Source organism: Bacteroidota bacterium (assembly GCA_039821555.1).
Classification (GTDB): Bacteria; Bacteroidota; Rhodothermia; order Rhodothermales; family Rubricoccaceae; genus JBCBEX01.
The window spans coordinates 1-21,633 of sequence record JBCBNX010000017.1 but is presented as its reverse complement, the minus strand read 5'-3'; the positions used below and the strand labels follow the sequence as shown (position 1 = coordinate 21,633).

General features: G+C 68.2%; 15 protein-coding genes. 5 read left to right on the top strand and 10 right to left on the bottom strand.

The window, feature by feature from the left end; all coding sequences use genetic code 11:
* The first annotated feature begins 91 nt into the window (after positions 1-91).
* The gene (locus AAFU51_15310) at positions 92-1,243 is read left to right on the top strand and encodes a hypothetical protein (protein MEO1572624.1); all 1,152 of its coding nucleotides are present in this window, start codon (positions 92-94) and stop codon (positions 1,241-1,243) included.
* Positions 1,244-1,362: 119 nt separating this feature from the next.
* Here AAFU51_15310 and AAFU51_15305 read toward each other — a convergent pair whose 3' ends face one another.
* The gene (locus AAFU51_15305) at positions 1,363-1,824 is read right to left on the bottom strand and encodes a hypothetical protein (GenBank protein ID MEO1572623.1); all 462 of its coding nucleotides are present in this window, start codon (positions 1,822-1,824) and stop codon (positions 1,363-1,365) included.
* A 459-nt stretch (positions 1,825-2,283) separates the two neighbouring features.
* On the opposite strand from AAFU51_15305, the gene AAFU51_15300 reads away from it, so the two are divergent.
* Entirely contained in the window at positions 2,284-3,231 is a 948-nt protein-coding gene (locus AAFU51_15300; GenBank protein MEO1572622.1) for a hypothetical protein, read from the top strand.
* Between the two features lie 116 nt (positions 3,232-3,347).
* Here AAFU51_15300 and AAFU51_15295 read toward each other — a convergent pair whose 3' ends face one another.
* Complete coding sequence (locus AAFU51_15295) at positions 3,348-4,031, bottom strand: PAS domain-containing protein (GenBank protein ID MEO1572621.1); 684 nt, start codon at positions 4,029-4,031, stop codon at positions 3,348-3,350.
* Positions 4,032-4,154: 123 nt separating this feature from the next.
* A complete protein-coding gene (locus AAFU51_15290) occupies positions 4,155-5,096 on the bottom strand; it encodes an ABC transporter substrate-binding protein (protein MEO1572620.1) in 942 nt (313 codons plus the stop codon).
* Between the two features lie 216 nt (positions 5,097-5,312).
* On the opposite strand from AAFU51_15290, the gene AAFU51_15285 reads away from it, so the two are divergent.
* Complete coding sequence (locus AAFU51_15285; GenBank protein MEO1572619.1) at positions 5,313-7,535, top strand: amino acid permease; 2,223 nt, start codon at positions 5,313-5,315, stop codon at positions 7,533-7,535.
* A 5-nt stretch (positions 7,536-7,540) separates the two neighbouring features.
* On the opposite strand, the gene AAFU51_15280 is transcribed toward AAFU51_15285, so the two are convergent.
* The 3 genes from AAFU51_15280 to AAFU51_15270 all read right to left on the bottom strand — a co-directional run bounded on the left by AAFU51_15280 (position 7,541) and on the right by AAFU51_15270 (position 14,651).
* Entirely contained in the window at positions 7,541-10,855 is a 3,315-nt protein-coding gene (locus tag AAFU51_15280) for an efflux RND transporter permease subunit (GenBank protein ID MEO1572618.1), read from the bottom strand.
* Positions 10,856-11,134: 279 nt separating this feature from the next.
* Entirely contained in the window at positions 11,135-12,343 is a 1,209-nt protein-coding gene (locus tag AAFU51_15275) for an efflux RND transporter periplasmic adaptor subunit (protein MEO1572617.1), read from the bottom strand.
* Between the two features lie 43 nt (positions 12,344-12,386).
* Complete coding sequence (locus AAFU51_15270) at positions 12,387-14,651, bottom strand: TolC family protein (protein ID MEO1572616.1); 2,265 nt, start codon at positions 14,649-14,651, stop codon at positions 12,387-12,389.
* Positions 14,652-14,973: 322 nt separating this feature from the next.
* On the opposite strand from AAFU51_15270, the gene AAFU51_15265 reads away from it, so the two are divergent.
* Entirely contained in the window at positions 14,974-15,642 is a 669-nt protein-coding gene (locus AAFU51_15265; GenBank protein MEO1572615.1) for a TetR/AcrR family transcriptional regulator, read from the top strand.
* 15 nt (positions 15,643-15,657) lie between these two features.
* Here the strand turns inward: AAFU51_15265 and AAFU51_15260 are convergent, their stop codons facing one another.
* Both AAFU51_15260 and AAFU51_15255 read right to left on the bottom strand, forming a co-directional pair.
* Positions 15,658-17,088, bottom strand: coding sequence for a T9SS type A sorting domain-containing protein (locus AAFU51_15260; GenBank protein MEO1572614.1), 1,431 nt, complete (start codon positions 17,086-17,088; stop codon positions 15,658-15,660).
* 312 nt (positions 17,089-17,400) lie between these two features.
* Positions 17,401-19,152, bottom strand: coding sequence for a M14 family metallopeptidase (locus AAFU51_15255; GenBank protein ID MEO1572613.1), 1,752 nt, complete (start codon positions 19,150-19,152; stop codon positions 17,401-17,403).
* A gap of 201 nt (positions 19,153-19,353) precedes the next feature.
* Here AAFU51_15255 and AAFU51_15250 point away from each other — a divergent pair, with 201 nt between their 5' ends.
* Positions 19,354-20,064, top strand: coding sequence for a hypothetical protein (locus AAFU51_15250; protein ID MEO1572612.1), 711 nt, complete (start codon positions 19,354-19,356; stop codon positions 20,062-20,064).
* A 41-nt stretch (positions 20,065-20,105) separates the two neighbouring features.
* Here the strand turns inward: AAFU51_15250 and AAFU51_15245 are convergent, their stop codons facing one another.
* Both AAFU51_15245 and AAFU51_15240 read right to left on the bottom strand, forming a co-directional pair.
* Positions 20,106-20,978: a hypothetical protein gene (locus AAFU51_15245; protein ID MEO1572611.1), complete on the bottom strand. Its 873-nt coding sequence runs from the start codon at positions 20,976-20,978 to the stop codon at positions 20,106-20,108.
* A gap of 101 nt (positions 20,979-21,079) precedes the next feature.
* A complete protein-coding gene (locus AAFU51_15240) occupies positions 21,080-21,505 on the bottom strand; it encodes a hypothetical protein (GenBank protein ID MEO1572610.1) in 426 nt (141 codons plus the stop codon).
* Between the last annotated feature and the right edge of the window lie 128 nt (positions 21,506-21,633).

Sequence of the window (21,633 nt, the reverse complement as noted above, 5' to 3'; positions counted from 1 at the left end):
TTCCCCAAAAACCGCCGACCGGATGATCCTTGACGGGCGACCGTTGCGCATGTAGGGTGCTGTGCCTTCCATTCCTAACCCGATCGTTACTATGCGACTCGCCCTCCTCGCTTCGCTCTTCCTCGCCACCGCGACTGTGCAGGCACAAACACTCCTCGGAACGTGGCACGAGCCCAACGTCAGCATCACGGTCGTCTTCAACAGCGACGGATCCTACGCTGCCCAGGGCGTGCAGGCCACCGGGGGTACCTACCACGTCGACGGCACCATCATCACGCTCTACGAGCAGACGGGCGCGGTCTGGCAGTACCAAGTCACCGGGATCAACGACACGCAGTTTGCCGCTGTAGACCCGCAGGGCAACGGCTACCAGTTCCAGCGCGTCGCTGCTCCCGGCCAGACGCCCGCGTCGTCCGGGGGACAGGCGCTCGCGCAGAAGAACGGACGGGCCCTCACCGAGGGCGATGTGGAACTCGCCGTACAGTTGCTCAACTTTATGATCGGGCAGCCTATCACGAGGCAGGAGCGCCGCGAGATCAAGCAGTTCGCGCTCGGCGAGTTCGACAAGGATCCGCAGGCCTACCTCGCGGACGTGGCTGACTTGCGCGAGGCGATGACCCAGATTCTCCGCCTCAGCGACCCCATCGCGGTGGGCGGGATGCGCCAGGCGCTCGTGGGCGCGTTCCACACCCTCGCCGAGGGCATGGACGAGACGCCGCGCTTCGTGACGGTCCTGCGGCGCTACGTGCAGGTCGTGGGACAGGACCCGGCCAACAACCTCACCCTGACCTCGTGGGATGTCGATGGGATGGTGAACCTGACCGCGCTTACCGCCGAGGCCAACGGCGCGGCTATGTCTGAGCAGGCGAAGGCAGAATACCGCGCCTACCTCATCGAGGCCTTCCCAACGATGCCGCTGGCGGAGAAGCAGCAGCTTTCGTCGGCGGGCATCACGTGGGACCTCGTGGCGGCCAACCTCGCCGCATTCACAGCCCAGCAGCAGCAGGCGCTCCAGGCGCAGATGCAGCAGCAGGCACAGGCTGCCTACGGCGCACAGCCGATCCCCGACTGGTCGAGCCAGTTGCAAGGCCAGGACGTGGACCCAGCGACGTGGGCGCAGCTCAGCCAGATGTCGCAGGGCATGCATGCCTCGATGATGAACGGCATTGAGGCGATGGGTGGCTCCTCGAACTACTGGGAGGTGCGCGAGATCGACCCCGCGACCGGCCTGCCTCGGTACTAGAGCCTTCCGCTGCTGCCTGTCTGCCACGGGTGACGGCCGCACACTGATACAAAAATGGGCCTTGCCGGGATTGACCGGCAAGACCCTAGGGCTCTTCGTCGGGGCTGGGCGTGTCCGCTCTAGAATTCACTCGTCACAGGTCCGATGGCGATCCGGTTCGATGGCGCCGAGAACTCGGTCCAGAGGAAGTCTTCGCGGCAGAAGTAGTTGGTGCGGTACTCTGCCTTGGGGTCGGACGAGCCGCCAGGACCGTAGGCTGGATCCGTCACCGTGATCGAGCCGCCCGAGCCCACCGCGCTGGTCGTCGCAAACGTTTGCCAGGTACCGCCGTTGATGCTTCGCTGGAACGTCAGGTTTAGCGCGCCATTGGTGACCTGGGAGGCTGTGACCTCGATGGTACCGCCACGGACAATGGCTGCCGCTGTCGTTACGGAGGTAGTACACTCGGAAGACACGTCTGATGCTGCAAGCTCTGTGGCGGCAGGGGCAAGCTCTGTGACAGTCGGACCAGCAAAGTCGTCAGCGCATCCGGAGAAGCCTACGAAGAACAGCAGCGTGAGTAGGGAAAAGAATGACCGCATGAGAGAGTAGAGACGAGTTGGAATGGACAGGAGAGATGACTATACAGGCGCTATCTGCTCCGATTATTAAGGTTTAATAACTTACCAAGATCTTACGCTAGATTAATCCAACTCCTACATGCTTATTGTCACGTGGCCTACACTATTGTTCTCTCAGGGTTTTTCAATACTAGAATGTACCGACCTTCAGGAGGTCACGCGCTCACAAAGCGGAGGCAGGGTCGAGGACACGAGCGACCGTCAGCTTGAATGTCACCGTGACCTAGGAGGGACCCACGGTAGACCGCGGCCCGCACGGGAATCGCGACAGGGCCGCGGCCTCTTGTGACCCGCTTCCCACACGACTGCAGGCGCTCCGCCACAGCTCTGTGACATTCGCCGCACCCAGGGTGGTCAGATTGGAGGCACAGTTCGCGGGCCACGGTGGTCCGCTCTCGTGTTCATCCAACCACACGTGCCATGACCTACTGCGCCCGCCGCGTCACCAGCGGCTCCGACCTGCTTGCCATGCCCGCGCTCTTTGTTCTGCTGCTTGCACTCGGCCTCCTTCTCACGGGCTGCGACTCGGCCGACGAGGCCAGCGACGCTCTCACGACGGACACCGTCACCCTTGCCTCCGCCGTCACGGGCGTGGCTTCCGATGCAGGCGCCGCGTCCGACGACCTCGTAGCTGCCTCCCGCTCGTTCGAAGAGCGCCACCTTGAGCCAGGCATGCTCTGGACGGTCGCGGCAGAGGTGCACAGCCGGCTCACGCCCGAGCAGCTCGCGCGCCTCGAAGCAAAGCTCGATGAGCGCCGCGCCGAACGCCAAGACCGTCGGGCCGAGCGCGGCGACCGGCCGCGGGGTCCGCGCGGTAGCCGGGGAGGTCCCCGAGACGGCGCGCTCGACCGCGTGCTGACCGACGACCTCGCCCTCACCGACGCACAACAGGCTGCCATCGACGCCATTCGTGAGGCCTACCGCGCCGAGTTCGCGGCCCTGCGTGAGGGCGACCTCGCCAACGACGACCGCCGCGACCAGGCCCGCGCGCTCGCCGGGGCGATGAAGAGCGAGATCGATGCGGTGTTGACCCAAGCTCAGATCGCTGCCCTGGAAGCGCATCGTGCAGATCGAGAGGCCCAGCGCGAGGAGCGCCGCGCCGCCGAGCAGGCTGCGATGGCTGACGCGCTTGACTTGACAGAGGCACAGCAGACGGATCTGGAGGCGCTTCGGGCCGAGATGGAAGCCCAGCGCGGGACCGTCGACCGCAAAACGGCGCGCGAGGCGTTCCAGGCAGGGCTCGCGGAGATCCTCGACGACACACAGGAGGAGATCGCGATGGTCCACGCGGCGCTGCGGCTGCACCTAGCGGGTGGGCCAGGGCGCCGTGGACCGCGGGGACCTGGCGGTCCGGGCGGACGCGGATAACCTCTCGGTCCGTGCTCTCTCAGCGCGGCGGTTGGGTACTCGGTGCCTGGCCGCCGCGCGCGTATCGGAGAGACGCCTGCCCTCCGCGACGCTCGGCACCACCCGCGCCTCGGGCGTCACCCTTGCTCGCTGGGAGCTGCGACTGCTCGGCGATGCTGAGCCTCACGGAGCAGCGTCACATCGCGCTGCACGCCTACATAGTGATCGGGACGCGCCCTCCCGCCGGCGACAGGGACCAGAGAGAGGCGATTCCAGAAGGGAGTGCCGTCCTTGCGGTAGTTCAGCAGCTCGACATCCACCGGTTTGCCGGCGGCAAGGCCCCGGCGGATCGCCTGCACTGCTTCGGGGTCCGTGTCGGCCCCTTGGAGGAAGCGGCAGTTGCGCCCCAGGGTCTCCTCCGGTTTGTAGCCGGTGATGTCATAAAAGGCGCGGTTGGCGAACACGAGCGGCTCGCCCTCGCGGCGCATGTCGGCCACCGTGATCCCCTCGGCGATAGCGTCGAGGGCGAGACCGAGCGCGCCGAGCACTTCGAGGGCACGTCCCATCGGGTCGTCATCGTCACTGGCAAGGGCAGCCATGCCCGTGAGGCCGCGCAGCCCAAACACTTCCGGGTGGAGCAACTCCGCGTCCCCCTGGCGTACGAACCGGAGCACCTCGGCTAGGGAAACGCGGCGGTGTCCGCCGGCCGTGCGGTGCGCCTTGAGGCGGCCAGCGTCAACCCAGCGCTTGAGGGTGGATTCACCTACACCTAGGCCCTCGGCGACTTGGCGGGGAGAGAAGAGTTGCTTGGTAGCATTCACGGCGGATGGGAGCCTTGACTGGCGGACGATTTGAATGTTTGGCTCATACAACCTCCCTGCTCTTACGTTTCGCTACGGACGCCACGTAGGCTCGCGTCTGCAGAGAGTGCGGCCATGAACGGGTTAGTCACGTTCGATATATGACGTCCCGACGGGTTCGAGGCGCACGGGTACTGCCACGCCCGCGGGCATCGGCGCGGCATCGGGGTGCAGCAGATGTGCGAGGAGTTCGACGCTCTCCACGAGACGCGGGCCCGGCCGCGCAAACAGCCCTGAGCCGTCTACGACGAACACGCGCCCGTCACGTGCCGCCGGCACCGTCGCCCAGCCCTCCACCGCGTCGAGCACCCCGATGTCTTCGAGCGCGCGCGGGATTTCGAAGCCGCAGCACGCGACCACTACAACCTCGGGCTGCGCCGCGACGACCTCCTCCCACTGGAGCGTCCGCGACGCCGTGCCTGTACGGCCCAGCACCTCAGTCCCGCCTGCGAGGTGGACCAGTTCGGGGTTCCAGTGGCCAGCCGAGAACGGCGGGTCGAGCCATTCCACCATCGCCACACGGGGCCGAGAACGCCTCGCCACGGCGGCAGCGACGGCCCGGATCCGCGCTTCGAGCGCAGCCACCACGGGCGTCGCGTCCACGCCGGTAGCGTCGCCCACGGCGCGTATGGACCCGAGCACCTCGGCCAGCGTCATCGGTTCGAGGTTGAGCACGCGGGGCGACCCCGGCAAGCGACAGGCCGCGGCGGCGACCTCGGCCTCAGCGACCGCGCACACGTCGCAGAGCGCCTGCGTCACGAGGAGGTCCGGCGCGAGCGTGGCCAGGGTCTCCTCGTCGAGCGTGTAGAGCGCGGCCTCGGTCTGGAGTTGCTCGCGGACGAGCGCGTCGATCTCAGCGCTGCTGGCGTCCGCTGGAATGCGCGAGCGTGTCACGACGGGCAGGCCTGCGACCTCCGGCGGCCAGTCGCACTCGTGCGTCACACCGACGAGCCGGTCCGCCAGCCCCAGCGCGCAGACGATCTCCGTGGCGCTGGGCAGCAGCGAGACGATTCGGGGAGTACTCATGCCGCGATCCTGCGTGTTTGTACGAAGAGAGTCCTGTCGACCGAAAGGTATCTCACGCAGCGTCGGTCACGCGGCGGCAGTCACGCGGCGGCGCAGACACCACTTGGCGACGCAAACGACTCCGGGCGCCACTGGTGCCACGAAAGAGGGGTCGGAGGTACAGGATTGGCCGCGTAAGTTGCTGCTGCTCGCACCGTTGCCTCTGACCTCTCGCTCGTGGCCTCACCCCCCACATCTAGCACACCCGCCGCAGGGCGCTTCGGCACCTTCGCCGGGGTGTTCACGCCGAACGTTCTCACGATCCTCGGCATCATCCTCTTCCTACGGACGGGGTGGGTCGTGGGTCAGGCCGGGCTCTACGGCGCGCTCCTCATCATCGCGCTCGCGAATGCGATCTCGTTCCTGACGGGCCTCTCGCTCTCGGCCATCGCGACGAGCATGGACGTGAAAGCGGGCGGCAACTACTACCTCATCTCGCGCTCGCTCGGGCTGGAGATCGGCGGGGCCATCGGCATCCCGCTCTACCTCTCGCAGGCGATCTCGGTCGCGTTCTACATCATCGGCTTCACCGAGGCGATCTCGGGGCTGGCGGCCGTCCAGGGCATCCCGCCGCAAACCATCGCCACCGGCGTGGCGCTCGTGTTCGTGGTGATCGCGTGGGTGGGGGCCGACTTCGCGCTCAAGATCCAGTATGGCATCCTTGCCATTCTTATCGCGGCGCTGATCTCGTTCTTCACCGGCGGGTGGGGCGAGTTCGTGGAGCCGAACCTGACGCAGAGCTACACCGACGGCATCAGCTTCTGGGTCGTCTTCGCGGTGTTCTTCCCCGCCGTGACGGGCATCGAGGTCGGGATCAGCCTCTCGGGCGACCTCAAGGATCCGTCGCACAGCATCCCGCTCGGCACGATCACCTCCATCGTGGTGACGGCGCTCGTCTATGTTGCGGCGGCGGTGTGGTTTGCGTTCCAGCTTCCGGCGGACATCCTCATCAGCGACAACCTCTCGATGGAGCGGATCGCGAGCGTGCCGGTGCTCATCCTCGCAGGCGTGGCGGCGAGCACGCTCTCGTCGGCGCTCGGCAGCGTGCTCGCGGCCCCGCGCACCTTGCAGGCGGTGTCGAAGGACCGCGTGGTGCCGGGCTGGATCGCCTCGAACCTGGGCAGTCCGACCGAGCCGCGCATGGCGGTCCTCATCACGGGCGTGGTCGCCGTCGTCGTGATCTGGGCGGGCGACCTCGACTTCGTCGCACCGATCATCACGATGTTCTTCCTGAACACCTATGGGATGGTGAACCTCGTCGCCGGTATCGAACGGCTCGTGGGTAACCCGAGCTACCGCCCCCGCTTCAACGTCCCGCTCATAGTGCCGCTCCTCGGCGCGGCGGGCTGCTACGGCGCGATGTTTCTCATCAACGCCCCGGCGACGGTTGCGGCGATCGTGATCTCGTACGGCCTCTTCTTCGCGCTCAGCCGCCGGGGCACCCGCCGCGCCTGGGGCGACGTGCGCAGCGGCATCTGGACCTCCATCGCGCGGTACGCGCTCCTCAACCTCGACCGCACGCCCGCGGCCGACGACACGCGCAACTGGCGGCCCCACCTGATGGTGTTCACCGGGCAGCCGCACAACCGAGAGCACCTCGTCGCCCTAGCGGAATGGCTCAGCCGAGGACGAGGCCTCGTGACGTTCTTCCAACTCATCACCGGCACCGTCGCGGAGGCGAACAAGCCCAAACTCCGCGAGACGGCCGAGCGGCATATCCGGTCGTACATCCAGGACCGCCAGATGACGGCCTTCGCCGAGGCGCAGATCGTGCCCGACTTCCGCGAGGGAGCCGTGGCGGTCGCGCAGGCGCACGGCATCGGGCCGCTGGAATCAAACACGGCGCTGATGGGCTGGAGCGGGACGCCCGGCGGGCGCGTGCTGCTGATGGACCTCGTGCGTAGCTTCTCCGACCTCCACAAGTCGGTCCTCTTCCTGCGCATGGACGAGACGAAAGGCTTCGGGCAAAAGCGCCGCATCCATGTCTGGTGGGGCGGGCGCGGCGGCAACGGCGACCTGATGCTGCTCCTCGCCTACCTCCTCACGCAGCACCGCTTCTGGGACGACGCCGAGATCTGCGTCCACCGCATCGTGGACGCGAAGGAGGCCATCGACGCCACACGCGCCCACACGGAGGCGCTGCTCGACGACGTGCGTGTGGAGGCCAACGTCGTCATCATCGTCCGCAAGCCGCCCAGCAGCCCGGACCGGCTCCCCATCCTCGACCTGATCGCGCGCAACAGCGTCAACGCCGATCTCACGTTCCTCGGCATGCCCCGCCCCGCCGATGGCGAGTCCGAGGCCGCCGCCGAGCGCCTCGACCGCCTCGCACAGGCCGTCGGCACCGCCGTGCTGGTCCACAACGGACAGGATCAGGAGGGACTGCTAGAGGGCGAGTAGGCGCATCAAGCTGGCACCACCGTCGGCGATGCCGTCGCGCCGTCACCGCCGAATGCGCCGGTCTGCATCTCACTGGTGCGCGCGTCCTCGTCCACCAACTCGGCGTCCGTGCTGGCGTCGGGGTCGTAGGCGAAGTCGCGGAAGCGGAGGCGGTAGAAGAGCGTGTAGAGCACCGGCACAAGGCCCGGCGTGAGCGCGGACGAGGCTACGAGGCCGAAGAGCATCGCCACGGCCATCGGCGCGAAGAGCGGGTTGCCGGAGATCCAGAGCGGGATCAGGCCGCCCGCCGTCGTCGCGGCAGTGAGCAGGATCGGGCGCAGGCGCTGCTCGGCGGCGTGGATCACCGCCTGCTCGCCATCGAGCCCGCGCCGTCGGAGCGAGCCGATCCGGTCGAGGAGCACCACGGCGTTGTTGATGAGGATGCCGAAGAGCGCGATCGTGCCCAAGAGCGGCATGAAGCCGAACGCGTAGCCGGAGACGAGCATCCCGAGCGTGACGCCGATGAAGGCGAACGGCAGCGTCAGCAGCACGATGGTGGGCGGGCGCAGCGCGTTGAACTGGAGCACGAGCAGGAGCAGGATCACCACGATGGCGATGCCCTGCTTGGCGTTGATCGCATCCTGCGAGTCGGCGCTCTCCTCGATGTCGCCGCCGTATGCGTAGCTGTACCCGGCGGGCCACGCGGCGTCGGTCATGTATGCCCCGACCTCGGCCTGCAGCGAGAACGGCGTCACGAAGGGCCCCGCGTCGTGCGCGATATCGGTTTCGACGGTGATGGTGCGCTGCCCGGCGTAGCGCTCGATGGTCCCGGGCTCGTAGACGACCGTCGCCTGGGCAACCTGCCCGAACGGCACGGTGCGGCCCGTTGCCTGGCTGTAGAGGTCGAGCCGGTTGAGTGCTTCGGCCCCGGCGAGCGCGTCCGTGGAGCGGAGCACCACCGGCACGAGGTCGTCGCCCTCCTGGAGCGCGGTCAGCGGCACCCCGTCAAGCGCGGTCTGGAGCGAGGTCGTGATGTCGGCCGTCGAGAGCCCGGCGCGGCGCGCGGCGTCGTGGTCCACGGCGATGTCGAGCGTGGCCTGGCGGCGGCCCCAGTCGGTGCCGACGTTCGCGGTGCCGGGGACGGCGCGGAGGTGGTCGCGGAGGTCAGCGGCGAGGCCTTCGAGGACAGCCGGGTCGGGGCCGGAGATGCGGACCTCAACGGGATAGTCGATGGCCGGACCGTTGCGGACGCGCTGGGCGCGCACGGTCACGTCAGGGTGCGCGCGCTGGAGGTACTGCTCCGTGCGGATAAAGACATCGGGCTGGATCTCGTGGCTTGTGCCTGTGACGAGGAGGTAAGCGTAGCCCGGGCGCGGGGCCTTCGGGGCGTACGACAGCGTGTATCGCGGCGGCGCGGAGCCGACGTAGGCCGCCCACCGCAGCACGCCCGGCGTCTCGACCTCGCCGTTGGCGGCAAGGCTCCCCGCGAGGCTGTCGGCGTAGAACCGCTCCAGGTCGGCGACCACGCGCTCCGTCTGGGCGATGGAGGTACCGTAGGGCAGATCGAGTTCGACGTTGAAGACCTCGTACTCCTTCGTCGGGAAGAACTGCTGCGGCACGAGTGTCCCGAAGAGCGCGAACGCGCCGAAGAGCACTGCCACGAAGCCGCCGAGCGAGAGCCACGGCCGCCGCACCATCGCCGTCAGCGTGCCGCGGTACGTCCGGTAGAGCTTCGAGTCGTAGGCGTTGCCCTCGTCCTGCTGCGCAGGCTGCTCGGTGCCAGCCGTCTCGTCGTCCGTCGAGCGACGGAAGCGCTGCGTAAGCCGCTCCCAGCGCGACATCTTGGCATCGTCCTCGCCCGTCCCGCGATCCGCCTTCAGGAAGACCAGGCAGAGCACCGGAATAAGCGTGAGCGCGAGCATCCACGACACGACGAGCGAGAACAGCAGCACCTCGAAGAGCGCGCTCGTGTACTCCGCCGACGAACTCTCGGCGAGGTAGGTCGGCAGCAGCGCCGCGACCGTACACATCGACGCGACGAGGAGCGGCAGCGCCATCTCGCGGGTGGCTCCGAGGATGGCGGCGCGCTTCGACTTCCCGCGCTGGAGATCCGTGAGCGTCTGCTCGGCTACGACGATGGAGTTGTCCACGAGCAGCCCGAGCGCCACGATCAGCGCCGTGAGCGACATCTGGTTGATCGTGATGCCGAAGAACTGCATGCACAGGAACGCCGCAAACATGGTCAGCGGGATCGACGCCGCGACGACGAGGCCCGTCCGCACGCCGAGCGCGAGCAGCAGCACGCCGATCACGATGGCGACGGCCTGGATGAGGCTCCATACGAACTCCGACGTGAGTGACTGCACGACCTCCGGCTGGTAGACGACCGTGTGGAAGTCGAGCCCCGCCGGGAGGTCGGCCTCAGTCTCGGCGACGACGCGCATCACCTCGGGGCCGAACTCGGTGAGCTTGCCGTCGTCGGCCATCGACACGCCGACGGTGATGGCAGGCTGGCCGCTGTACCGGACGAGCTGCCGCGCCGGGTCCTGGTAGGCGTCGCGCACGGTGGCGATGTCGCGCAGCGAGACGACCTCGCCGGTCGACAGCCGCAGCGCCATTGCTTCGATATCCGCGACGGATTCGAATGCGCCGTCGGTGCGGAGCGCGATCTGCTGGCCATCCACCTGGAGGTCGCCGCCGGGCGCGACGAGGTTGCGCTGCTGGAGCTGCCCGATCAGGTAGCCGGTCGAGACGCCGAGCGCCGCGAGGCGGGCGGGGTCGTACTCCACAACAACTTGTCGCTGGAGCACGCCGTCGAGTTGCACGCTGCGGGCGTCGTCGAGAGCGAGGATGCGGCGGCGGAGTTCGAGCGCCGCGCGTTCGAGTTCGACGGGCGTGTAGTCGTCGCCGGTGATCGCGATGACGGTGCCGAAGACGTCGCCGAAGTCGTCGTTGATGAACGGCCCGATCACGCCGGGCGGCAACCCGGGCACCACGTCGGCGATAGCCTCGCGCATCTCCGTCCATGCGCCCTCCACGTCGGCGACGGCGTACTCGATCTCGAACGAAAACCCGGCCGCGCCCGCCTGGATGCTCGTCTCGACGTGCGAGGCCCCTTTGACCTCTTCGAGCGCACGCTCCATCGGCTCGGCGATGTGCCGCTCAACACGCTCGGCACTGGCCCCCGGCCAGAGCACCGACACGACAGCGTTGCGGATGACGAAGCCGGGGTCCTCGGCGCGCGGGAGCGCGAGGTAGGCGCGGAGCCCGGCGAAGGCGAGAAGGGCCACCGCCACGTAGACGACGACGCGGTTGTCGAGGGCGGAACGGGTGAGGCGCATGGGTCGGGAAGGCAGAAGGGCGAAGGAAGAAGTGAGAAGTCGATGCTGCGTGACTTTTGTGCGCGGCACCTTGCTTCTGGTGCTTCGTCAGGGGCGGACGGGTTTGGGTACGGTTGTCTGAGCCGACTAGAGCTCGACCTAGCTCCCCTCCTGTCCAGGAGGGGCTGGGGGTGGTTAACCGTGTGAGCGCGGTGTCACTCTGTGCTCGGCAGATCTACCCCCTCCCGCTTCGCGGACTCCCCCTGTCCAGGGGGAGAGCTTGGAAGGGTGAACGTGGACTCAGCGTCCGCTGAACGAGAGGAGGTCGCGGGCGAGGGGGTCGTAGTCGGCGAGGCGGACGCGCTGGCCGTCGGCCAACTCGCCGAGGCCAGCAGCCACCACGTGGTCAGCCTCGGTCAGCCCGCTCGTCACCTCGACGCCGTCGCCGCGAAGAGTCCCCGTCTCGACGGCGCGGCGGCGCACGACAGCCTCACGCTGGCCTGTGGCAGGGTCGCTGGACGCGGCGGTGGTGTCCGCGGGCGGGACCTCCACGACCATCACATAGGTCCCCTCGGTGTCGGCGTCGATGGCGGCGACGGGCAGCACGAGCGGCCCTGTTGCTGCGGCACCGTCTGCGTCGGGCGCGAACTCGACGCGCGCCGTCATGCCGCTGCGTACGTCGGCGTTGGCGCTGTTGAGACGGACGACGACAGGGAATGTCGTGGCCCCGCGTCCCGCAGACACGCCGACCTCAGCGACGCGGCCATCGAAGAGGACATCGGGAAACGCGGTCAGCGCGACCGTCGCGACGTCCCCCGCGCGGAGGCCCGTCACGGCGTTCTCGGGGACGCTCACCGTCACCTCCATTGGGCTGCCCTGTGTGGTCACGAGCGCCACCGGCTGCCCCGGCGCGACGAGTTCGCCCGCTTCCACCAGCACCTCGGCGATGGCGCCGTTGACGGGCGCCATGAGGCGTGCGTAGCCCAACCTGCGCTCGGCGAGCGCCACCTGGTCGCGGGCCGCCGTCGCTCCAGCCTGGACCGTTTCGAGGCGTGTCCGCGCGGCATCGTACTGGCTGACCGGCACAACGCCCTGCTCGTAGAGCTGGCGCACGCGGTCGTAGCCGGCCCCAGCGAGTCGGGCCTGGCTCTCGGCCTGCTGCAAGCCGGAGCGGGCCTGCTGCGCCTGGAGGGTGAGGTCAGCCGGGTCGAGCCATGCGACGAGGCTACCGCGACGGACGCGGTCGCCAATTTCGACAGCAACATCCGACACGACGCCGCCCACCTGAAAGGCGACGCGGGACTCGACGGCGGCGCGTGTCACGCCGGAGAACGACTCCGCGGTGGTGCCACCCGGCGCGACGGCTACGGTGCGGACGAGCGGAGGCGGTGGCGCGGTCGGCTCCTCCGCCGAGCAGCCGGAGAGCAGAAAGAAGAGGGCAATGAGCACTCCGAGGAAAAAGCGCGCCACGAGATGGGCGGCAGGATGGGGAACGGGAGACGTGCACATGACGGCTGAAGGGATCGGGGTCGAAAGAGGTGCGATGGGGCAGCTAGGGACGGCGCGCGGTGAGCGCATCGGAGGATGAATCGGCGACGTCGGGGCGGTCGAGCGCGTCGAAGCGGCCGGTGGCGCGCTGGAGGTCCACGTAGGCCTCAGCCACGTCATAGGCGGCGCTGGCGGCGAGCTCTTGCGTGATGCGCAGGCCTTCCTGCGCTTCCACGAGCGCCGTCACCCCGACGACGCCTTCGCGGTAGAGGCGGGCCACATCGGCATAGGCCACGGCGGCGGAACGGGCGGCGTCCTCGGCCTGGCGGTAGGCCGCGTGCGTGGTGCCGAGCTGCGTGGCGGCCGCGCGGGCGCCGAGCGCGAGTTGCTGCTGCACGAGGTCGAGCTGCGCCTGCGCCTGGAACACCTCGGCTTCAGCGAGGCGACGCTGCGCGGCCTTGCGTCCGCCGCTGAAGAGGTCAAAGTTCAATTGGACCCCGACCGCCCACGTCTCGTCGGGAGCAGGCGGGACAGGAAGGCCTTGGGGAATGGTGAGGCCGGCACCGCCGTCGGCGAGACGGGTGCTCGCGCTGGCGAAGAGGCTCAGCTCAGGGAGATAGAGCGAGCGCTGCGCCGAGGTGAGTTGCCGCTGCCTGGCCGTCACAACGGCTTGGAGCGCCTGCGACGCCGGGGCGTCGGTGAGCGCGTTCGCCTCGGCCTGTGCCGCGAGCTCTCGCGTGGCACCGGGCGCGTGCACGAGCGACAGCATCGGGATCTGAGCAAGGAGGGCACGCGGCGTCGCGAGGGCATCAGATACCCCAGCATCAGGAATAGCGGGCAGCTTGGCCGTGGAGGCGAGGAGAACCGCTCCACCTTCTTCGTCGGCCTGCACCACGACTACGCCCTCCACGGCAACCTGCACCGATGCGTCGATGGCGAGATCGAGCGTCTGGTTGAGCACCAGTCCGGCCACCTCCACGCCACCCCAGGCGAGGACGAGGTCCTGCCGCGCCCGTGCCACCTCGGCATGGAGCCGCGCCACGTCACCTGCGCTCGCCACTCCCGCATCCGAGCGCGACCGTGCAGCATCGAGGTCGACCTGCGTCCGCGCGACGCGCTCTTCGGCGATGGCCGCGCCGGTCTGCGCACGCAGTACGCCGAGGAACGCTAGCGCCCCGTTCGAGGCGGCATCGAGGCGGACCGATTCCCGCTCGTAGCGCGCCGCCACCGCGAACCGCCGCTGTGCCGCGATGCCCGCGAACGCCGGCTCGGAGAAGAGCACCTGGAAGACTTCGACCTCCGACGTCCACAGCCGCTCCGGTACCGCGCCCCCAAGCGCCGACGTGGCAAGGTCGTCGTTCACGAGCCGCGCCGTGCTCGACAGGCGTACCTGCGGGAGCACGCGGCTCCGCGCCAGCGCGACGGCCGCCTCGGCGGCTTCTGCTCGGTAGACCTCCGCCCGCAACGCCGCGTTGTCGCGCGCTGCGATCTGCACCGCATCGTCGAAGCCGAGCGGTGCGGCCGTCGCCGCCGCCTCGCCCAGCACATCGGCCTGGAGAAGCACGTCCCACGGGAGCGCGAGGCCGAGATCGGACGCCGTCGCAGCGTTGATCGTCAGCCGAGCCGGCAGCGGCCGCGGCGCGGTGAAGGCCGTCGGTGCCAGGCTGTCCGACCGCGCCACGTCGGCGAGCGTCAAGGCCAGGCGGCGCGCGAGCGCCTCCTCGAAGTCGGGCGACGCGCTCGCGAGGAAGCCGTGACGGACGAGCATAGGCGTGGCGGCGAGCATCGGCGTGCCACGCTCGGTCAGGTTCCTCGCCACGTCGCGCAGTGCCGTGTCAGAGAGGCCGGTGCCCGCATCCACGTAGACGATAGCCCCTTCCGGCACGGCACTCGCAATCGCTGCGGCGCTCGTGGCTGGGACGACGTCCAGGCGGGCCACGCCCAGCGTCCCTGCGAGGTCGGCGCGGCGTGTCGCAGGCACCGTCGCCCAGTCCGGGTGCACCACGAGCGTCAGCGTCTCCGTGCTCAGGGCGAGACTCTCGAGGAGAAGCGCTACATCGCGCTCGAGCGCATTCGGACGACGCACGGCGCGCTGGGTCTCCGCCACGAGAACAGGATCTACCAGCGCAACCTGAATGCCTCCGGGGTTGTCGGTGGTGGACCCGAATGGGTCAGCCACGGAGGGCCACGCATCGTCAGCAACGTGGTGACCGAGGCGGCCGAGTTCGGCTTCGAGGGCAGTTTGGAGCGGGGCTGACAGGGCAGCAGGCTGCTGCGCACGAGCGTCAAACGACACACTCAGCAGGCCAAGAAGGAGGAGGCAACGCATCGACAGGGCGAGGAGAAGGGCAGGATAGAGAGGAGCCACCCGGCTTGTCCAACCAAGTGGTTGATCGATGAGACGAGCCCGAATGAGGAGCGTTCCGCCCGGTTTAACCATTTAGTTGAATCGCTTGGATAGCCCTGCTAGAAAAGGCCTCATATCGACCAAATCGGTCACATATTCCAGTGTGTCAAGCTTTAGCGAAGCCGCCCATGCCACCAGGCGCTCGGTCGCTGACCCACGCCGTGCCCCTCGCGAGCGCGAAACCAAAGCGGCAGCCTAGCGCGTACCGCACCGCCTGCCCCACTGCACCGCCGACCTCTCCCACGTGCCTTTTGCTGGTATGGCCCTGCACGACGCGCATCCCGCCGTGACCGACCTCGCGCCGCCCGACGACATCGACGAGGCGGAAGTCAACATCCTCGACGCCGCGCACCGGGTGTTTCTCCGCCAGGGCACCGATGGCGCGCGCATGCAGGAGATCGCCGACGAGGCCTGCGTCAACAAGTCGATGCTGCACTACTACTTCCGCAGCAAGGAACGCCTCGCTGAGGCCGTCTTCATGCGGGCCGTCCGCGAGACGTTCCGCCGCTTCGAGCCCGCGATGCAGCCCGACGTCCCGTTCCGCGACTTCGTCCGCGACCTCATCGTCGCAGACCTCGCGATGATGGACGACCACCCGTACCTGGTCGGTTACATCATCTCCGAATTGCACCACCACCCGGAGCGCTGGCGGCAGACCATCGCGCTTGAATTCCCCGACGGGCGCACGGCCATGCAGGCGAAGCTCGATGCAGCCATTGCGGCAGGCGAAATTCGCCCGATCACCCTGCTGGAGTTCACCACATTCCTCGTGTCGATGACGTTCTTCCCAACCGTGGGCGGCGGCCTCGTGCGCGCCTACGCGGGGGCCACCAAAGAGGAATGGGACGCTTTCCTCAACGGGCGCGAGGCGCACTTCGTGGACCTGTGTCTCAACGGCTTGCGCCCTGCTTAAGCCCGGATCTACCAGTCATCGCACGACCGTGACACGCTCCGTGAGCGTAGCACTCGGCGTGACGAGGCGCACCGCATAGACGCCGCTCGGCAGACTCGTCGCGTCCAGCGTGACGCGGTGCTCGCCCGCTGCCCGAAAGCCGTCGGCGAGTGTGGCGACGCGCCGCCCGAGCAGGTCGAGCACTTCCACGCGCGCCTCTTCGGCCGTGGGCAGTGTGAAGCCAACCGTCGCGGTCGAGGTAGTAGGGTTGGGGTAGGTCGAGGCGAGGTGGAGGCTGTCTGGAACGCCGTCCTGGGTGCTTACGAGGGTGGCAAAGCCGCAGTAGGCGTAGGCCGCCCCCCTAGCGGTATTGCTTCCTTCGGCGCCGACCAGCGCGCAGCCGTCGGAGATCGCCACGGCGCCCCCGAACAGGTCGACGGCGCCCCCATCGCTGGCGGCTAGCTTCGCGATCTGCGTCCACGTGCTCCCCAGCCGGTTGAACACATAGGCGGCACCTGTGCCAGGGCTCGATCCGTCCGCGTTGAACGAGCCGATCACGGCAAAGTCGTCGTCGATGGCCACGGAGACGCCGAAGAAGTCGCTCGGCACCCCATCCTCGGCAGCGAGCTTGTCCTGCAGGACCCAGTCGTCCCCGTTCCGCTCGAAGACGTAGGCGGCCCCGGTGAGCGCATCGCCTCCATCTGCCAGGGTCGACCCAACGAGGGCGTAGTCGCCAGACAGGCCGACGGCGAATCCAAACGAGGCACCGGCACCGCCATCGCTCACGGTGAGCTTGGTCTGCTCGATCCAGACGTCATCGGTACGCTTGAAGACATACGCGCTGCCGGAGCCTGCGGCCGTGTCGTCGTCGCGCCAGGCGCCCACGATGGCGTAGTCTCCAGAGATCGATACGGCGATGCCGAACTCATCGTTGGCCGCCTCGTCGCTGGCCACGAGCTTGGCCTGTTGGACCCAGCTTTCTCCGACTCGTTCGAAGATGTAGGCGGCCCCCGAATCGAATCCGATCCCATTGTGCTTGGGGGCTCCCACGATAGCGTAGTCCCCAGAGACGGCGACGGACGTACCCGAGTCGTCCTGGCCGTCCACGTCGCTGGGGGCCACCCTGGTCTGCTCCGCCCAGCTGTCGCCGTCGCGCTCAAACAAGTAGGACGCCCCGCCGTTCGTAGCGCCCCCGTGATCGAACAGCGGAGCGCCGACGATGGCATAGGTATCGGTCATGGCGACCGAGCTGCCGAAGCCTTCCGCGTCCGTACCATCGGCTGGAACGAGCATACCCTGCTCTACCCACCCGTCACCGACGCGGCGATAGCTGTAGGCCGCGTTTCCTTCCAGCAGGCCCACCCCTACCACGGCACGGTCACCGGCCACGGCCACCGCCTGGCCGAATAGAATGCCTTCACCGGCAACCAGCTTCGTCTCCGTGATCTGCGCCAGAGCCGTGCTCATCCACAGCATAGGGACCAAAAGGAGGGTTGCGAGTCGGGCGTTCATGGCTGCACCTCGTGGGATGGTTGAGCGGCGTGTACCAGGAGATGGGTAGAAACCCACCGCAGAGGCTCAAGAACTCCGTCCACAGGCATCCACGCAGTGCGGAGCCGCAAGCGAACCGTCATACAGCGTGGGCGCTCCGAGGCAACCGATCGCGACAAACCCCTTCGCCCAGAGCCGACCGAGTTTCACGTAGCGCTAGCCGTAGTCAAAAGCCCGTGCGGCCGTGCGGTGGCATGGGACCGCATCGAGGCTGCGTTCTCGCCTACATCATCCGCCGCTTTCCATCGTCGCGCGCCCGCCTTTCTGGGAGTCAACGGTGACGGTGTAGGGGCCGCCGCCGCGCACGATCCAGGCAACGGTCACGGCCCCGTGGCCGGGCACCGACTGGACGCTCACGCGATCGGGGCGCGACGCCTGCGGCTCGAACACGTCGTCGAGGCGGCTGCGCTTGACGCCGCTCGCGAGCACGTCGGCGCCGGAGAGCGTCACCCAGTCGGGGCGCGTGAGGCCGTGCTCGGTGTCGACCTCCAGCCGCGTCGGGACGGTGCGGCGGTTGACGATGGTCGCGGTCACCTCGGTCAGCCCGCCGCCGAGCGATTCGGTCTCGACGTCCACGACCTCCAGCACGGGCAGCTCGTAGGCGTGGAGCAGCGTGAACGCCATGTTGCGGTGCGCCTCCTCTTCGAGTAGGAAGGACGGCGGCATGCGACGGAATGTCTTCTTCATCCCGCCGACCTCGACGGTGCCCCAGTCGGGGTGCTCGACCTCCGTCCACGGCACGATGCCATCGCCGAAGAGCAGCAACTCGTCGAAGCGGTAGAAGTCGGCCATCGCGCCGAAGAAGCCGCCCTCGCTCTCGGTGCGGAAGAGGTTGTAGGGCGTGAAGAGCTCGTTGGTGAAGGGGAGGATGCCCTCGCGGTAGTACATCCAGTCGGTCTCGCCGCCGTAGACGGTGTAGAGGTCGTCCCAGATCACGAGCGACTCGTAGCCGGGCAGCATGCGTTCCCCGACCTCCGCGATGCGCTGCATGACGGCGTCGTCGCGGCGGTAGGTCGGGTCGCCCTCGACGCCGGGGCCGCGGAGGATCATGCCGCCGGTGTTGTGGTAGCTCTGCCCGCCGAGGATGTTAGGGTGCGCCTTGATGAAGTCGGCGACCGCGCGCGTCTCGGGGAGGCTGAACGGGTAGTGGTGCGAGCCGCGTTGGGTGTAGTGCGGCGCCCAGCCCCAGCCCCAGTTGCGGTTGGGGTCGTAGTAGCCGTCACCGTCTTCGTTGAGCGCGCCGTCGCCGTCGTTGTCGTAGCCCTCGGTGAACCAGACCTGCCAGCCGCAGGCCTCGTCGATCTCGCAACGGATCATCAGGCGGTCGTCGTCGGGGTGCTTCTTCCAGCGGCCGCCGGGCATCGCGCGGCGCATCATCGTGATGTGGCCGTCGCCGTCGAGGTCGTCGGGCGGGTCCTCGTCGGTGAGCCCGTCGCCGTCGTTGTCGAGCGGCACCTGGCCCGTGCGCGGGGTGTTGGCGGTGTTGGGCTCCTCGAAGAAGGCGTCGCGGCTGTCGGGGCTTGTCCCAGGGACGATGTAGAACGTCTTGGTCCGCAGCAGGTCCTGGATCCAGGCGTTGGTGGCGTGGCTTTCGAGGAGGTACCACGCCGTGTAGAGCGCCACCTCGACGGTCTGGATCTCGTTGGCGTGGATGCCCGCGTCGATGAACATGGCGGGCTTGGTGTCGTGCGCGCCCGTCGCGGGGTCGGTAATGGTGATGACCCAGAGGGCACGGCCCTCGTGCGACTGCCCGATCGACTCGACGGTGGCGAGGTCGGGGTAGGCCGCTTCGAGCGCCTGGAGGATGGCCGTCACGCCGGCGTGGTCGTAATAGCGGTTCCACGCGACCTCGACCTGCGGGCTGTTCGGCGCGCCGAGCGCTTTGTAGGCAGACGGGGCTGCCTGAGGCCGCTGCGCCTGCGCAGGCACCGCAAGGGCGACGAGAAGAGCCGCGAGGAGAGCAAAGGCGAAGCGTGGCATTCGGCGTAGAAGTCAGGTGCAGGCAAGAAGCGCCCCCCATGGTACCGAACGAACACGCGCGCGTGCACCAGCAGGCGAGCTTAGACGGCGCGTGGAGCCGGTCTGCATGCGGCGCTTGTTTGAGTGCCTTTGCTACCCTCCGAGAGCCCGTGTCCTGATCTTCGGGTCGCTGCCCTCAGAAGCCTCTCAAAATCCGGTCCCATGCCTCGCCTCTTCGCCGCGGTCCCTCTGCTCGTTTTCCCCCTCCTGCTCGGCTGCACCGCGCAGCCCGTCTCGCCAGACACGACACGTGGAGAGACGCCGTCCGCGATGGCACCATCACCCCAGGCGACCGCGCTCCTCGGCCACCTGCTGCTCCCCGGCGAGGGCGGCCGTCGTGGCGTGGAGGTCCACGTGTGGGTGGCCGAACCGGGCGGCGACGAGCGCCAAGTCTGGATCCTTCCCGATGCCGATGGTCGCTTCGCGCAGGAGATGTCCGGGGTGCTGACGCGCGTACACGTCTCCGCGGGGTCGGACGTGCATCGCATGGCTGCCAACGATCTTCCGGCTCCGGACGATGGCGGCCAGATCGATCTTGGCACGATCGATCTGCGTGAGCGTCTCGTTGAGCGCCGGGTGCGTGTGCGTGCGACGGAGGCGACGCCAGGCGGCGTGGTCCGTGTAGGCCTGTGGATCGGCCCACCGCAGACGGGTCCGCAGGGCGAACTCCCATCGCTGGGATCGAAGCAGTTTCCAACGGTGGAGCTAGGCCGCGAGGTCGCGTGGTTGCTCCCGCCCGATGCGGGCGCCGTGCATTTCCTCGTCGAACGTCCAGCCGGTCCCGATCACGCCACGACCTGGCGCAGCGGCGCGCAGCAGGTGTTCGGGCCGTACGAGTCCTCCGCGTTCCCGCTCGACCTCGTGCTAGACTAAAGGGCCCGTCTGGACGGCACCTACGTGCTCGCTGGGGCGCTTCAGAGGTCGAGCGCGCGGACGAAGTCGCCGAAGTGGACGTAGTTCGCCTCGAACGGACCGGGCAGGCCGCTGTAGATCACCGCCGCGCACGTCGCCTCGTGCGTCCAAAACAGCGCTTCAGCCTCGACGCCATTCGTCACTATCGCCCGGTACAACGTTGCGCCCTCGACGAGATCGGACGGCTCGGCAGGCTCGGTCATACCCGCTTGTTTAGCCCACAGCGTCTCGAAGGCGGCGCAGTCCTGCCCGCTCAGCACCAGCATGAGCGTGCTTTGCGACGTGGACTCGTTGGTCAGATTGCGGTGGTGGAGCGGCGACGTGACTAGGATGTCGGTGTCGTAGCCCTCGACCGGCGTGCGGACGAGTTGCCACGTCATGAAGTAGTAGGGCACGCGCACCGCCCATCCCCGGTCGGGCGCGCCGAATCGCAAGAACGGCGCTTCGAACGCGACCTCGAAGAGCGAGTCGGTAGGCAAACCGGGCTCGATACCTAGCGACGAATCCGCGAGGCTCTCGGCGATGAGGTCGGCTCCGATGACGCCGACGCGGCTCGCCCACGAGAAGAGGCGCGGGGTAGGCGGCAGGTCGGCAAGTTCCTCGAAGAGGCCCGTCTCCTCGTAGCGCCCTTGCGCGGCCCGCCCGATCAGCAGGTACAGGCGCTCGCGGATCTGCGGCCACTGCGCCATCGCCAGCTTCTCGTAGTTCTCGCCGAGCCACTCGAAGGTCTGGGCGCCCTGCCTGGCCCACGCGTCCTGGTCGAGCAGGGGCTCGGCCTCCAGGGGCGCGGTGGAGTAGGACGGCTGAGCAAGTGCGGTGCTGACTCCGCCTGTCCACACCCAGGCGAGGAGCACTGTCCAACGAAGCAGCGACATGGTCATCTCTGGAAGTGACGCGAAGGAAGCTTCAAGTTCGGCACTGCACCGCGAATTTCAGAGAGCCTTGTGGATGCAGGCGGTGAGGCTCCGCGTCACACCTACTCGATGGTGGCATCGTGGAAGTTCTCAGGCGGGATCGGCGCGCCTGCCAGCCGCCGCAGCAACGCGAGCTGGCCCGCGTGCGTCAGGGCGTCGGAGAGCGGCCCCTGCACGAGCCGCTCCGGCGTCGTGCCTGCGGGTAAGGGGTGGGCGGCGAGGCGGTCGCGGAGGTGCTGCGCGACCTCGAAAAAGCGCGCGACTTCCTCCTCATGGGTCGGGAGGGGATTGAGACGGGTAGGGCCGCCGAGGAACGCCCGCGCGTGGTTCAGCACGGCGCTCATGTGCCGGACGAGGTCCTGCGGCGTACGCACGCCCTGCCCAGCACTGAAGCTGCCGAACGAAGGGGGCGCCCCGCGCAGCGCCTTCTGGGTCCGGTAGACCAACGTCGCCAGCAGGTGATCGAGGAGGCGATGCGTGTCGTCCATGGCGGTGCGGGTGGATACAGAGCCTAGGCTCTGTCTGGAAAATGTGAGGTGACTTCGGCGCTTTTCCAAGCCACGCCGATGCCACCCAAGCGACACGCCCTCACCGACGCCCAGTGGGCCCGCATCGC